This window comes from Pseudactinotalea sp. HY158, assembly GCF_009660225.1.
In the GTDB taxonomy this organism is placed as follows: domain Bacteria; phylum Actinomycetota; class Actinomycetes; order Actinomycetales; family Beutenbergiaceae; genus HY158.
Genome location: NZ_CP045920.1, coordinates 229517 through 244360, shown reverse-complemented (window position 1 = coordinate 244360; position 14844 = coordinate 229517). Strand labels below are relative to the sequence as shown.

The 14844-nt window shown below is 72.9% G+C and carries 12 protein-coding genes; 8 read left to right on the top strand and 4 right to left on the bottom strand.

What is annotated here, in order from left to right; all coding sequences use genetic code 11:
* Positions 1-16 precede the first annotated feature (16 nt).
* Entirely contained in the window at positions 17-1672 is a 1656-nt protein-coding gene (locus GCE65_RS01085; protein ID WP_153877075.1) for a glycosyltransferase, read from the bottom strand.
* A gap of 88 nt (positions 1673-1760) precedes the next feature.
* On the opposite strand from GCE65_RS01085, the gene GCE65_RS01080 reads away from it, so the two are divergent.
* From GCE65_RS01080 to GCE65_RS01070, 3 genes are all read left to right on the top strand, one after another.
* Positions 1761-3080 carry an MFS transporter gene (locus GCE65_RS01080; protein ID WP_228760046.1) on the top strand — a complete coding sequence of 440 codons (1320 nt, stop codon included), beginning with the start codon at positions 1761-1763 and terminating at the stop codon, positions 3078-3080.
* Positions 3081-3149: 69 nt separating this feature from the next.
* Entirely contained in the window at positions 3150-4703 is a 1554-nt protein-coding gene (locus tag GCE65_RS01075; RefSeq protein WP_152817851.1) for a patatin-like phospholipase family protein, read from the top strand.
* Positions 4704-4712: 9 nt separating this feature from the next.
* Positions 4713-4928, top strand: a complete 216-nt coding sequence (locus GCE65_RS01070) for an RNA-binding S4 domain-containing protein (protein ID WP_152817852.1) — start codon at positions 4713-4715, stop codon at positions 4926-4928.
* 97 nt (positions 4929-5025) lie between these two features.
* On the opposite strand, the gene GCE65_RS01065 is transcribed toward GCE65_RS01070, so the two are convergent.
* Both GCE65_RS01065 and GCE65_RS01060 read right to left on the bottom strand, forming a co-directional pair.
* The gene (locus GCE65_RS01065; RefSeq protein ID WP_153877074.1) at positions 5026-6744 is read right to left on the bottom strand and encodes a DUF11 domain-containing protein; all 1719 of its coding nucleotides are present in this window, start codon (positions 6742-6744) and stop codon (positions 5026-5028) included.
* 54 nt (positions 6745-6798) lie between these two features.
* Positions 6799-8718: an ABC transporter ATP-binding protein gene (locus tag GCE65_RS01060; RefSeq protein ID WP_153877073.1), complete on the bottom strand. Its 1920-nt coding sequence runs from the start codon at positions 8716-8718 to the stop codon at positions 6799-6801.
* Between the two features lie 109 nt (positions 8719-8827).
* On the opposite strand from GCE65_RS01060, the gene GCE65_RS01055 reads away from it, so the two are divergent.
* Entirely contained in the window at positions 8828-9586 is a 759-nt protein-coding gene (locus GCE65_RS01055) for a MarR family winged helix-turn-helix transcriptional regulator (RefSeq protein WP_228760045.1), read from the top strand.
* A gap of 42 nt (positions 9587-9628) precedes the next feature.
* Here GCE65_RS01055 and GCE65_RS01050 read toward each other — a convergent pair whose 3' ends face one another.
* Entirely contained in the window at positions 9629-10213 is a 585-nt protein-coding gene (locus GCE65_RS01050; protein ID WP_152817855.1) for a biotin transporter BioY, read from the bottom strand.
* A gap of 213 nt (positions 10214-10426) precedes the next feature.
* On the opposite strand from GCE65_RS01050, the gene GCE65_RS01045 reads away from it, so the two are divergent.
* From GCE65_RS01045 to GCE65_RS01030, 4 genes are all read left to right on the top strand, one after another.
* Complete coding sequence (locus GCE65_RS01045; RefSeq protein ID WP_152817856.1) at positions 10427-11458, top strand: ABC transporter substrate-binding protein; 1032 nt, start codon at positions 10427-10429, stop codon at positions 11456-11458.
* 85 nt (positions 11459-11543) lie between these two features.
* Positions 11544-12584, top strand: a complete 1041-nt coding sequence (locus tag GCE65_RS01040) for an ABC transporter permease (RefSeq protein WP_153877072.1) — start codon at positions 11544-11546, stop codon at positions 12582-12584.
* A gap of 9 nt (positions 12585-12593) precedes the next feature.
* Positions 12594-13385, top strand: a complete 792-nt coding sequence (locus GCE65_RS01035; RefSeq protein ID WP_152817858.1) for an ABC transporter ATP-binding protein — start codon at positions 12594-12596, stop codon at positions 13383-13385.
* 52 nt (positions 13386-13437) lie between these two features.
* Positions 13438-14835, top strand: coding sequence for an FAD-binding oxidoreductase (locus GCE65_RS01030; RefSeq protein ID WP_153877071.1), 1398 nt, complete (start codon positions 13438-13440; stop codon positions 14833-14835).
* Positions 14836-14844: the final 9 nt, after the last annotated feature.

Here is a 14844-nt window from a genome sequence, read left to right as displayed (position 1 = left end):
GGCGCCGGGCCGGCGGTCAGGTGCGGTCGGTGGCGGCCCGGCGAGCGTGTGGACGACGTCGCGTGCGTCGCGCGGGCCGGTCGCCGTCGAGCACCACGCCGTCGAACGTCGCCGTGAGGGCGGCCGGGTCGTACTCGCGCCGCACCCATTCCCGGGCGAGGCGGGTCGCCTCGCTCCGAGCGGGGGTGGGCGCGGCGGTGAGGATTCGTTCGGCGGCGAGCTGCGGCGTCCCGACGACCCATTCGGCCGGGTAGACGGCCGCGGCCCCGCCCCAGGCGGCCAGGTCCGGCCAGTCGCGCACGACGGGCAGCGCGCCCGAGGCGACGCCCTGGATGAGGGAGTCGTGCTGGCCCTCGACCCGGCTCGAGGAGAGGATGACCCCGACCCGGGTGAGGGTGGCGGCGAGGTCGTCGGTGAAGCCGGTGACCTCGACGGCGTCCTTGAAGCCCAGGATGCGCCGGGTCAGCGCCTCGTAGTACGGGTCCGCCCCGGAATCGGCGGGGACGGTCTCGCCGACGAGCAGCAGCCGCCAGGTCGGGTCCTCCTCGCGCAGGAGCCGGAGCACCTCGAGCGCCCACGCCGGATCCTTGCTCACCTTGTTCCAGCCGACGAGTGCGATCGTTCGATCCGCCTCGGCGCGCTTGCCGCGGTCCCAGCGGGGCAGGTCCACGGCGTCCGGCACGACGTGCACGTCCGAGCCGAAGCCGGGGGCGGTGGCGGCCACGAGGTCGCGGATCGGGGTGGCCACGAACACCGAGCGGCCCACGTGCTGCCAGGCGGTGAGCAGCGGCATCGGGGTCATCGCCTCGTATTTGCGCACGCGGGTGACGATGGGCAGGCGGGTGTCGAGCAGGCTGGCCCACACGAGGGCGCGGTGCCCCCACTCCACGAAGATCGTGTCGGCCCAGGCGAGGGAGTCCGCCAGGGCCGCGGGGACCGGGATGCGGGCGCCGGTGAGGCTGTGGTCGAGCCGGGCCGCCACGAGCGCCGCGAGGGTGAGGTCGGCCTCCTCGATCGCGCCCAGGTCGATGAGGCGCACCTCCCGCCCGGCCGCGCGATGGCGCTCCACCATGGGCCGGACCATCGAGGGCTGGTCCGCGACGAGCACGAGCAGCCGCGCGGTCGGCTCGGGTCGTTCCCGCGCGCCGGCGCGCTCCGTGGCGGGGCCGGGTGCGTCCGAGGTGAGGGTGGTGAGTGCGACGCTGTCGTGCAGGGGACGCAGGAACGCCTCGGTGTCCACGAGCAGCGGGGAGGGCTCGGTGAGCAGGTGCCGGGTGGGGTGGAAGGCGATGGCGAGGGCGCTGGTGAGGCGGCGGGCCGTCACGTCGACGTCACCGCCCGCGAGCGCCGCGTCGGCCGCCCCGAGCACGCGCCGCTGCACCGCCGGGAGATCGGCCGGCACGAGGCCGGCGTCGAGTTCGGCGAGCACGCGGCCGGCCTCGAGCTGGGTTCGGCTCGCCGAGTCCCCGGCCCGGGCCGCGGCGAGCCCGTAGATGCGGGCGGCGTCGCCGTGATAGCCGTGGTCGGCGTAGAGCTGGGCGAAGTGGCGGGAGGCCTCGACGCGGTCGGCCGCCCGGGCCGGTATCCACGTGTGGCCCTGCCACGCGAGCCGGCCCGCGCCGCGCACGGCGCGCAGCTTGAACGCACTGGCGATAAGATCTGCGATGCGCACCGCTCCTCCTCGTTCCGGGTCGGGTCGCCGCCGATGAGATGGGGTTCCCGCCGCCGGCCTGATCCATCATGACGTCGGGAGTGACACCGTGCTTCGACCGTACCGGACCATTCTGCGCCATCCGGGCGCCGCGGGCTTCTCGGCGGCCGGGGTGCTGGCGCGGCTGCCGATCTCGATGGTCACGATCGCGATCGTGCTGCTCATCTCCTCCGCCTACGATCGCTACGCGGTGGCCGGCGGGGTGGCCGCCGTGTACACGATCGCCCAGGCGCTGTGCGCCCCGCGGCTCGCGGTCCTCGTGGACCGGCACGGTCAGGCGCGCGTCATGCGGCCGGCGATCACGCTCGCGCTCCTCGGCCTCACGGCGCTGACCTACCTCGCGGCGATCCGCGCGCCCGCGGCGTGGCTCTTCGTGACGGCCGCCCTCGCCGGGGCGGCCGTGGGCTCGGTGCCCGCGCTCGTGCGGGCACGCTGGAACGCACTCGTGTCGGATCCGCGGGAACTGCACACCGCGTACTCGCTCGAGTCCGTGTTCGACGAGTTGACGTTCGCGCTCGGGCCGGTCGTGGCCACGTTCCTCGCGACCGAGGTCTCGCCCGTGTTCGGGCTGGTCACCGGGATCGTCGCCGCCGGGATCGGCAGCTACTGGTTCCTCGCCCAGCGCGGCACCGAGCCACCGGCCGGCGGCGGCGAATCGGGCGGATCGGGCGGATCGGGCAAAGCAGACGCGGACCCGGCGGACACGGCAGACACGGCAGGCACTGCGGACACTGCGGACACGGCAGACACGCGGGGCATGGCGGCTCCGGGGTCTGCGGGCCGGAGCGTCATCCGGTCGGCGCCGATCCTGCTCGTGAGCGTCGTGTTCGTCTTCCTCGGGGTGGTCTTCGGTGCGGCGGACGTCGCCACCGTGGGCTACACCGAGGAACTGGGGAAGAAGTCGTGGGCCGGGGTGGTCTTGGGGGCGCTGGCGACGGGCTCGCTCGTCGCGGGACTGCTCTACGGCACGCACGCCTTCGTGACCCCGGTGTGGAAGCGCTTCGTGATCAGCCTCGGCGCGCTCGCGCTCGGCAGCGGACTGCTCATCGTGACCCATCACCTCGTGGCGGTGTTCGCGGTCATGCTCGTGACGGGGCTGGCGATCGCCCCCACGATCATCGCGGGCAATTCGCTCGTGCAGGAGCTCGTTCCGCGGGCACGGTTGACCGAGGGCCTCACGTGGGTCTCGACCGCGATCGGCGTGGGGGTCGCGGCGGGGAGTTCGATGTCCGGGCTGATCGTCGACCGGGTCGGTGCCCACTCGGGCTACCTCGTGGTCGTGGCCGCGGCGGTCCTCGGCGCGCTCCTCGCCCTCGCCGGCGCGCCGACCCTCCGGCGGCACTACGAGGCCCGCCCGGCCGCGGACTGAGTTGGCGCGCCCGCCGGCGCAGCGGCCATCCCCTGGGCGACCGGGCCCCGGAGCGCCTATCCTCACACCATGAAGGTCCCGCGCTGGCTGTCGACCGTCCGGACCGCCTCAGCGGGAGCGGTCGAGGGAGCCCGATCGAACCTGCGGCACCGCCACGACCACCGGCGCGTCCTCGGTCTCGCGCTCTCGGGCGGCGGCGCGCGCGCCAGCTTCCAGCTCGGGGCCCTGCGCTACCTCTACGACGTCGAGGGCATCACCCCGGACGTCGTCTCGGGCACCTCGGCCGGCTCGATCCTCGCGGCGGCCCTGGCCCAGCATGGCACCCACGAAGGGCAGCGCCGGGCGCTGGCGGAGGTCGACCGGATCTGGTCGGGGATGACCTCCTCCTCCGACATCTTCACGGAACTGGCCTGGTACGCCCGGCTGCGTGCCCACCTGCCCACGTGGATGCGGGTGATCGCGCTGCGGCAGGCCAGGCCTGGACGGGCGAGCCTGACCCAGACGCTTTCCTCCGCCCTGAGCCACGCTTTCGGCCGCGGCCCCACCGACAACGACATCGCCGCCACTGCCGGCACCGCCCGCACGGCCGGTACGCCCGCGGCCGAGGTGGCCGTGAAGAACCACACGATCTCCCCGGTCGAGACGCTCACGGCGCTGTGGGAGGGCGCCCGGGCCACATCCGACCTGGAGATGATCATCCGCGGGGTGGGCCGGGAGCGCTCGGCCTTCCGGCCCGGACCGATCGTCGAGGCGTTGCTCGAGCCGCAGGTGTTCGACCCGGTCCGGCTCGCGGCCTCCCGGGTCAAGCTGCGGATCACCGCGGTGAGCCTGGAGAGCGGCGAGCTGCACTACATCACGGGCCGAGGGGAGTTGCACGACCGCGACGACCGGCCGCTCGCCGGCCTCGGCCCGGTCGACATCGTCGACGCCCTGACGGCCTCCTGCGCGATCCCGGGGATCTTCCCTCCGATCAAGCTCGGCCGGGAGCACTACGTCGACGGCGGCATGCGTGAGAACCTGCCGGTCGCGATCGCCTACGAGATGGGCGCGGACGAGGTGATCGCGATCGTCTCCAGCCCGCCGGGGCCCGCACCCGAGGAGTCCTATGCGGAGCGGGACATCCTCTCGATCATCATGCGCACCGCCAGCGGGATCCTGCCCGATGAGCTCCAGCGGCTGCAGGTCGACGCCGCCCGCGCCCGCGGCGCGACCGTCATCGCCCCGCTCATCGAGGTGCACGACATGCTCACCGTCGATCCGGGCCTCATCCGCATTGCGACCGACTACGGGTACCTGCGCGCCCGGGACGTCATGACCGGGGCCGGTGCGCATCGACAGAGCACGACGCACGACGTGATCGAGTTGCGGCGCCAGCTGTGGGCGCTCGAGGATCGACTGTTCGCCCCACCCGAGGACGACGACGAGGTGGTCCTCGACCCGGAGGAACTGGACGACGACCTGCTCCGCATCGGCGAGCTCAAGCTGCACCTACGTACGCTCCTCGAGAGTGCCCCGGCCAGCGAGCTGCCGCACGACGCCGACCGCTGGTGGCGGGAATGGGAGCGTCACCCGTACCCGATCGAGCTCGCCCCGACGTGGCCGACCGGCTCGGCCACGACCTAGGCTGAGCCCATGCCCGAGATCACGATCCGCGATGAGTCCATCCGCCTGGGGCAACTCCTCAAGCTCGCCGGCGCCGCCCAGGACGGCGCGCACGCCCGCCATCTCGTCGAGTCCGGTCACGTGCTCGTCAACGGCGCGGTGGAGGTCCGCCGGGGAGCGCAGGTCCGCTCCGGCGCACGGGTGAGCGTCGAGGGCGAGACGTACTCGGTGCGCACCGAGGGCTGATCCGCAGCGCCATTCGACGCCCCGACCCACCGTCACACAGCGGGCAGGGCCCCGGCGGCGATCCATCGGGGCCCTGCCTGTTGCCGCCTACGCCGGGTCAGCGGCCCATCGAGCGCGCGCGTCGCACCCGCGCGAGGGTCATCGCCGCGGCCCCGCCGAGTAGGAGCGTGCCGGCCGCGATGAGCGCCGCGTCGGGCGAGGTGCCCGTGTCGGGCATCGGCGTTCCGGATGTCCCAGCCGTGCCGGAGGCGTGTGTGCCGGACGAGGTGCCGGAGGCGCCAGTCGACGTGCCCTCCGTGCCACCCGTGCCGGACCCGCCGCCCGTCGAGGTCGGCGATTCCGTCGGCGATTCGGACTGCGTGGGCGTCTCGGTCCCGGTCGGCGATTCCGTCGGCGACTCCGTCTCCGTGGGCGGCTCGGTCGGCGACTCGGTCTCCGTCGGCGTCTCGGTGGGCGACTCGGTCGGTTCGCCCGCGACGGTGATCGTGATCGGCGCGGTTCCGTCGGCCGCGATGACGGTCACGCCCTCGCCCGTGCCGCCGACGGAGTTCGTGTAGGTGCCCGCGACGGTCGGCAGGGTCACGCCGAAGTGCAGGGTGAGCGTGCCCGGCCCGGCCTCGGTGGCGGCCGGGACCGTGAACGTGCCGGTCCACGTGATCTCCTGTCCGGAGACCGCCGGATCCGTCGTCGTGGCCCCGGTGGTCGATCCCGGGTCGTAGGCGAAGCCGGCCGGCAGGGTGTCGGTGATGCTCGTGAGGGTCCGCTCGACGGCGCCCTCGTTTGACATGGTGATCGTGTAGCCGCTCGTCGCCTGGTCGGGCACGGTCACGGCGTCGTCGTCGGCCGTCTTCGCGAACCGGACCGGGGTGGCCCCGAGCGGGGAGAAGATCGTCAGGCTCGACAGGGTCGTCGCGGTCCCGGAGGCCGCGAGCTCGACGGGCCAGCTGATCGCGACCGCATTGTCGTGCTCTCCGGTGCACACGCACGTGTCGGGCAGGTTCGTCATGGCACCGACCGCGGCCCACATGTCGTCGTAGAACGCCTCGATGTAGTTGCTGCCGGCGGTGAGCGGATAAAACGCCTCGATCCGGTCGGGGTTGTCCGACCCTGCCCGCGCCTGGCACACCGGCACGCCGCCGGAGTCGATCCGGCCCCGGCCCACGTCGTCGTTCTGGAGGTAGCAGTCCCCGGCCCGGTAGACGATCGCGGAGTAGGCGCTTCCGTTCGTGCTCGCGAGCGAGACGTCGGTGCGGTAGGTCTCCTCGCCCACGACGTACCTGTCGGTCTGGGTCAGGCGGATCCCGGTCTCCCCCAGATCGACGACCGTGGTGACTGCATACGGGGAGGCCGCGCTCCCGGAGCCGGTCGGTCCGGACTGGCTCACGGGCGTGAACGCCACGTACCCCGCCACGCCCGTGGCCGACCCGCCCGCCGGGATGGCGGCGGGACCGTACAGGTGGCCGTCGACCGCGACGAGCGTGCCGCACGCGGTGGCCTCATACCACTCCGGACGGGTGTCGGCCGCGTGGTTGACCGCGCAGTTGAGGTCGTCCGTGATCGTGATGGTCGTGAGCGGGCCGGCGCTCGTGATGTCCGACGAGGCGGCTGTCGCCGTCGATGCCCCGGCGAGCACGAACAGCATGGAGAGGAGAGAGAGCGTGGCCAGCACGCCCGTCGCGCGCGGCGGTCGGCGCCGCAACTGCGTGCCGAGTTCCGGGCCGAGTTCCGGGCCGAGTTCCGGGCCGACTGGGCCGAGCTGCGTGTCGATCATGCCGCGGCCGCGACCACTCGCGGGGTTCCTCCAGGTGAGCGCCATCGTCGGCCCCTTCCACCATCGCAAGGCTGATGAAGGCGCTCACGCTACCTTCGTCTATCCGGCTCGGCCAGAGGTTCCGGCGAGCACTGCCCGATCGGGCACGCGATCCGTGCCGGCGATCTCCGCCTCCGCCACGAGCCGGGCGTAGGCGCCGGCGGCGGCGAGGAGTTCGTCGTGGGTCCCCCGCTCGAGGATTCGACCGTGATCGAACACGAGGATCTGATCGGCCGCGCGGATCGTCGAGAGCCGGTGGGCGATGACCACCGTCGTGCGGCCGGCGCTCACGACGTCGAGCGCGCGTTGGACGGCCCGTTCGGTCACGGTGTCGAGGGCGCTCGTGGCCTCGTCGAGCACGAGCACGCGCGGGTCGCGCAGGATCGTGCGGGCGAGGGCGATCCGCTGGCGCTCCCCGCCGGAGAAGCGGTAGCCCCGCGAGCCGACCACCGTGTCGTACCCCTCGGGCAGGGAGACGATGAGGTCGTGGATCTGGGCCGCCCGCGCGGCCGCCACGAGGTCCGCGTCGCTCGCGTCCGGCCGGGCGTAGCGGAGGTTCTCCGCGATCGAGGTGTGCAACAGGTAGGTGTCCTGGGAGACGACCCCGACGAGGCTCGCCACGTCGGCCAGGCGCAGGTCGCGCAGGTCGGCCCCGTCGATGCTCACGGCTCCCCGGTCCGGGTCGTGCAGGCGCGACAGCAGCGCCGCGAGGGTCGACTTGCCCGAGCCGGTGGCCCCGACGATCCCGACCGTGGCGCCCGCCGGCACGTCCATGCCCACCTGATCCAGCGCGTCGGTGAGCGCACCCGGATAACGGAACCGGACGTCGTCCAAGCGCAGCCGGCCGCGGCCGGGCGGCACGGGCACGGGGTGGGCCGGGTCGGTCAGCTCGATCGGCAGGTCGAGGTACTCGAACACGCGCGAGAACAGCGCCATCGAGGTGGTGACCTGCACGCCGACGCCGAGCACGCCCATGAGGGGGCGGAACAGGCTCTGCTGCAGTCCGGCGAAGGCGACGAGCGTGCCGATCGTCATGCCGCCCGACGTCGCCGGCAGCCCGGCGATGAGGTAGATGAGCGCGGGGATCGCGCCGAAGATCATCGACAGGCTCGCCATCCGCCAGCGGCCGGCGACCTGGGACTGCACCTCGAGTTCGGTCAGGCCTTGGGACGTCGCAGCGAACCTCTCCGAGAGCTGCTCGCCCGAGGCGAGGGTCTTCGACAGCTGGACGCCGCCGGCGGAGAGGGACTCCTCGATCTGGGTCTGCAGGTCGGCGAGCGAGCGCTGGGCCGCGCCGGCGACGCGGCGACGCATGCGGGCGACCCGGCGGGTGATGAGGATCGCGGGCGGGAGCACGACGAGGCTGAGCAGGGAGAGGCGCCACGAGAGCGCGGCCATGGCGATCGCCGTGCCGACCGCGGTGGTCACGTTCGAGGCGATCGAGGTGGCGGAGTTGGTCACCACCGACTGCATGCCGTTGATGTCGTTCGTCAGGCGGGACTGGACCTCGCCGCCGCGGGTGCGGGTGAAGAAGCCGAGCGGCATCCGCTGCAGGTGGGTGAACACGTCGGTGCGCAGGGCGTGCATGATCCGCTGGCCGATGTCGGTCGCGATCCAGGTCTGCAGGATCCCGAAGACGGCGGCGACGACCGTGACGCCGATCATCCCGGCGACGAGGCCGACGAGCAGGGGAACGTCCTGGCCGGGGATCGCCTCGTCGATGGCCCGCTTGATGAGGAACGGGGTGGCGAGGCCGACGAGCGAGGTGAGCGCGATGAGCACGGTGACGAGGGCGACGCGCCCGCGGTAGGGCCGGAAGAGTGCGGTGACGCGGCGCAGCGAGACCGGGTGCTCGGCGAGCTGCTCGCGGTCGGCCGCACTCACCCGCGCGGCGCCGTGGGACCTGTGGCCGGGGCCGGCATCCGGCGGAGCCGCGGGCGCGTCGGGGCGACCGGCTCGTCGATCTGTGGTGCTGGGCATGCGCGTGCTCCCTTCCTGGAACATTGGTGAGGCTACCTCACTATGAGGCGACCAGGCAATGGGCTAGGGTGAGCGTGACACGTGCGACATCAGGCGGGAGGAGCCGGGCATGAGCGAGCCGAGCCGCACATCGGACGAGGCCGATCGGCCGGACGCACACAGCGAACCCGGTCGGTCCGCCGCACACAGTGAGGCCGGGCGCTCCGACGCACACGGCGAGGCCGGTCGGTCCGACGCACGCAGCGAGGCCGGGCGGTCCGATCACGCCAGCGAGGCCGGCGGGCCCGATCACGCCGGTGAGGCGCGCTCCGACCTGGCCGGGCTCGTCATGGCGACCGCCCGCCGGCTCCGGCGGGCGCGGATGGCCGCGCTCAAGCCGTACGGGCTCACGCCGCACCAGGCGGGGGCGTTCCTCATGATCGCCCGCCACGGCGGCGGGCCCGGACATCATGGCGGCGGGCCTGGGCATCAGGGCGGCGGGCCCGGGCATCAGGGGCGCGGCTATGGGCTCGGCCGGGCACGCGGGGACGGCGCCGACGCGGGCCCAGGCGGCGACTGTCGCGAGCACGGGCGCGGCACGGGTGAGTTGCGGCTCTCGGACCTGGCGGCCCGGTTGCGGATCGCCGCCCGCTCCGTCACGGAGGTCGTCGACGCGCTGTGCGAGAAGGGGCTCGTGCAGCGCCGCCCCTCACCGACCGACCGGCGGGCGACCGCGGTCGAGCTCACCGAGGCGGGCGCGCGGCTGCACGAGGATCTGGCCGCGCGCCGCCCGAACGCCGCGGACTTGTTCGCCCCGCTGAGCGAGCGCGAACGGGAGCAGTTGCACGCCCTGCTGAGCAAGCTCCACGCCGACGACGAGGAGTGCTGAGGGCGGGGCCGGGTGGGCCCGGCCGGGGCTCGAGTCGGCGGGCTACCCCTCGCCGCGGACCCGCTGCGCGATCTTCCACGCCCCGGGCAGCACGATCGCGGCGGCGGCCATCTTCACGGCGTCGCCGATGAGGAAGGGGGTGACTCCGAGGGCGAGCCCGGTGCCGAGGTCGACCCCGAGGAACGCCATGAGCCACGGGAGACCGAGCGCGTACACGGCCAGGGAGGCGAGCGCCGTCAGCAGGATCGTGCGCCCGACGCTGCGGTCGGCGCGGCGCCGCGCGAGCATTCCGGCGAGCACGACGGCGGGGATGTAACCGAGGATGTAGCCGAACGAGGCGAACGCCCAGCCGGAGGCCTGATCGGCGAACAGCGGGGCGCCCGCGAGGCCGGCCACGAGGTAGAGCAGCACGCTGCTCGCCCCGAGCGCCGGACCCATTGCCGCGCCGATGAGCACCACGGCGCCGGTGGCCAGCGAGACCGGCACGGGCGTGAACGGAAGCGGAACGGCGACCTGGCCCGCGATCGTCAGCAGGATCGTGCCGGTCAGCACGAGCGCGACCGCGCGGACCCTGCGGCCGGGGATGTATTCGGCCAGGACGGGGGCGCTCAACGTCGGTGTGGTCATCGTGATCCTCGTTTCCATCGGTGCCTTAGGTATACAGCGTGGCACGGACATCCCGCGACCACCCACGACATCCCGCGACCGCCCGCGACCGCCCGCGACCACAAGGTGAGATCACGCGGGTGGAACCGAGGAAGAACGCGGGAAGTGCGGCCGGGCAATTAAGATGTCCGGAGCCTTCCGAATACCCTCGGATGACGATCGAAGGATTGAAGCATGACGAACGTACTTCCCCGCCGCCGAGCACTGGCGCTCACGGGTGTCCTCGGAGCCGCCGCCCTGGCGCTCGCCGCCTGCGGTTCCTCCGGCGAGGCCGCCGGCACGCCCGACGGCGACGCCGCCGGCGGGGACGGACTCACCCCGATCACCGTGGGCATCAGCCAGTTCGTGCAGCACCCCGCCCTGGACGCGGCCACCACCGGCTTCAAGCAGGCGTTCCTCGACGCCGGCTACGTCGAGGGTGAGACCGTCACCTTCGACGAACAGAACGCCGCGGGCGATGTGGCGAACACCACGACGATCGCCTCGACCTTCGCCGGAGACGACCTCGACCTCGTGCTCGCCGTCGCGACCCCGTCGGCCCAGGCCGCCGCGCAGGCGCTCACGGACGTGCCCGTGCTTTTCACGGCCGTGACCGACCCGGTCGCCGCCGGCCTCGTCGCCTCGAACGAGGCACCGGGCGCGAACGTGACCGGCACCTCCGACCTCAACCCGGTCGCCGACCAGCTCGCACTCCTCAAGGAGATCCTGCCGGATGCCACCAAGGTCGGCATCGTCTACTCCTCCGGCGAGGTGAACTCCGAGGTCCAGGTGGAGCTCGCGAAGGAGGCCGCCGGCGGCCTCGGCCTGGAGATCGTCGAGGCCACGATCACGAACGCCTCCGAGATCCAGCAGAGCGCCGAGTCCCTCGGCGACGTCGACGCGATCTACGTGCCCACCGACAACGCCGTGGTCTCGGGCATCGCCGCGCTCGTGCAGCTGGCCGAGTCCAAGGGCATCGCGCTCATCGGCGCCGAGGCCGGAACGGTCGAGGGCGGGGCCATCGCCACCGTCGGCATCGACTACGAGGCGCTCGGTCTGCAGACCGGTGAGATGGGCGTGGCGATCGTCGACGGCGCCGACCCCGCCACGATGCCGGTCGAGACCCTCAAGACGCTCCAGCTCGTGATCAACCCGGCCGCGGCGGAGCGGATGGGCGTCACCCTGCCCGATTCCGTGGTCGACCGGGCCGATAAGGTCATCGAGTAATCGTCCCGGGCGGCCGCGACCTGTTCGCGGCCGCCCGCACCGACCGGCACAGCCACCGGCCGGGCCCCCACCCGAAGGATCGGTCATGATCGGAGCACTCGAGCTCGGTTTCATCTACGGCGTCATGGCACTGGGCGTGTACCTGACGTTCCGAGTTCTCAACTTCCCCGACCTGACCGTCGACGGAAGCTTCACCACCGGCGCCGCCACGGCGGCCGCTCTGATCACGTCGGGGCAGAGCCCCGTGCTCGCCACCCTCGCGGGCGGCGGCGCGGGCCTGCTCGCGGGCGCGTTCACCGGGGTGCTGCACACGAAGGGCAAGATCGACGGCCTGCTCGCCGGGATCCTCACGATGATCGCCCTGTGGTCGATCAACCTGCGGATCATGGACAAGGCCAACCTGCCGCTGTTGCGCGAGCAGACCCTCATCTCCCCGCTGCGCGACGGCGGCTACCTGGGCCACGGCGTCGTGGGCATCGCCATCTTCGCCGGCGTGGGCATCGCGCTCGCCGTCATCGTCACGTGGTTCCTCCGCACGGACCTCGGGCTCGCCATCCAGGCCACCGGCAACAACGGGCAGATGATCCGCTCGTTCGGCGTCAACACCGACCGCACCTCGATCCTCACCCTCGCGCTGTCGAACATGCTCGTGGCGCTCTGCGGGGCGATCGTGGCGCAGTACCAGGGCTACGCCGACATCTCGATGGGGATCGGGCTCATCCTCATCGGCCTCGCCTCGGTCATCCTCGGCCAGGCCGTGTTCGGGCAGCGGACCATCCTCATCGCCGCGCTCGCCGTCGTGGCCGGCGCCGCGCTCTACCGGATCATCATCTTCCTCGCGCTCGAGGTCGGGCTCAATCCGAACGACATGAAACTGGTGACGGCGCTGCTCGTCATCGCGGCGCTGCTGCTGCCCCGCTGGGGCTTCCTCAAGCGTCTTCCCGCGCTGCGGAGCCGGGGTGGGCGGGTCGTCTTCGCCGGACCCGGGTCGCCGGCGCCGGACGGTCCGGGCACCGATGCGGTGACGGGCCCGAAGACCGGTTCGGCGACCGGTTCCGGGATCGGTTCGGCGACCGATTCGGACGCGCGCGCGTCGCACGTCGCCGCCACGGACTCGAAGCACTGAGGGGACGCCATGCTCACCATCGACTCGATCTCCAAGACCTTCTTCCCCGGCACGATCAACGAGCGCCGGGCCCTGCGCGAGCTGAGCCTGGACCTGGCCGAGGGCGACTTCGTCACGATCATCGGCTCCAACGGCGCCGGCAAGTCCACGCTCCTCAACTCGATCTCGGGCCGGCTGCCGATCGACTCGGGCACGATCGAGATCGACGGCACGAACGTGCGCAGGCTCCGGGAGTACCAGCGGGCCCGCTTCCTGGGGCGGGTGTTCCAGGACCCGCTGGCCGGTACCGCCCCCGACCTGACGATCGAGGAGAACCTCGCGCTCGCGCTGCGCCGCGGCCGGCCCCGCACGCTCCGCTGGGGCGTGACGGCGGCCCGCCGCGCCCAATTCCGCGAGGAGCTGCGCACGCTCGACCTCGGGCTGGAGGATCGGCTCAAGGCGCGGGTCGGGCTCCTCTCGGGCGGGCAGCGGCAGGCGCTCTCGCTGCTCATGGCGGGGTTCACCCATCCGCGGATCCTGCTCCTCGACGAGCACACCGCGGCCCTCGACCCCCAGCGCGCCAAGCTCGTGACGGAGCTGACGGCCCGGATCGTCGCCGCCGAGGGCCTCACCACCCTCATGGTCACCCACAACATGGAGCAGGCCCTTGAGCTCGGCAACCGGCTCGTCATGATGCACGAGGGCCGGATCGTGTTCTCCGCGGGCGACGAGGCGAAGAAGAAGCTCACGGTGGCCGGGCTGCTGGCCGAATTCGGCAAGGTCAAGGGCGCCGCCCTGGACGACCGGGCGCTCCTCGCCTGACGGCCCGCGGGGCCGGTAGGGTCGGGTCGTCTCCGAACGAAGGGTGGGGCCGATGACGACGTCCGGCGCGGGCACCGAGGACCGGCCCGACGATCGACTCGCGGCGCTTCGACGGGCGCTGCCGGGCGTCACGGTGCTGGGCGATCTCGCCGCCCGCGAGGCCCACCGATGGGATCGCGCCCTCGACCCGAATGCGGGCATGCCGGCGGCCGTGCTGCTGCCCCGCTCCACCGAGCAGGTGCAGCAGATCGTGCGCCACGCGGCCGGTGCGGGGATTGCGATCGTCCCGCGCGGCGCGGGTTCGGGCCTGTCCGGGGGCGCGTCCGCCGTCGACGGCGCCCTCGTGGTGTCGATGGCGGAGATGACGGGGCTCGAGATCGACCCGGTCACCCGGATGGCGTTCGTGGAACCCGGCGTGATCAACGCCGACCTGAAGCGGGCCTGCGCCGAGGTCGGACTCTGGTACCCGCCGGATCCGGCGAGCGTGGAATTCTCCACGATCGGCGGCAACGTGGCCACGAACGCCGGCGGCCTGTGCTGCGTCAAGTACGGCGTGACCACCGACTACGTGCTCGGCCTGACCGTCGTGCTCGCCGACGGCACGGCGGTCGACCTGGGCGGGCCGCGGCTCAAGGAGGCCGCCGGGCTGTCCCTGACGAAGCTGTTCGTGGGCAGCGAGGGCACCCTCGGGATCATCACCGGGATCGTGCTGCGGCTCGTGCCCCCGCCCCCGCCGGCGTGCACGGCGGTGGCCACCTTCGCCGACCTCGAGGCCGCATGCGCGGCGGTCCTGCGGGTCGCCGGGGCGGTTCGGGCCTCGATGCTCGAGTTCATGGACCACGCGGCGATCGAGGCCGTCGAGGACGTCCACGCCTACGGGCTCGACCGCGCGGCACAGGCGATGCTCATCGCCCAGTCCGACCAGCCCGGCGAGGCCGGGACCCGCGAGATCGAGCAGATCGCCGCGATATTCCGGGAGTTCGGGGCCACGGAGGTACTCGTGACCGACGACGCCGAGACCGGCGAGGCGTACACGGCCGCGCGACGGGCGGCGATCCCGGCGGTCGAGCGGACGGGCCGGCTGCTGCTCGGCGACGTGGGCGTGCCGCTGCCGCAGCTGGGAGCCCTCGTCACCGGCATCGACGCGATCGCGACCCGGAACGGGGTGACGATCAGCGTCATCGCGCACGCCGGCGACGGCAACACCCACCCACTCGTCGTGTTCGATCCGGCCGACTCCTCCCAGGCCGCGCGCGCCGAGGCGGCCTACGGCGAGGTGATGGACCTGGCGATCGGGCTCGGCGGCACGATCACGGGCGAGCACGGCGTGGGCCGCACGAAGAAGGCGTGGCTGCCCGGCTACGTCGGCCCCGACGTCATGCGCCTGAACAAGACGGTCAAGGACGCCCTCGACCCGCACGGGCTCCTCAACCCGGGCGCGATCCTGTGATCGGGACGG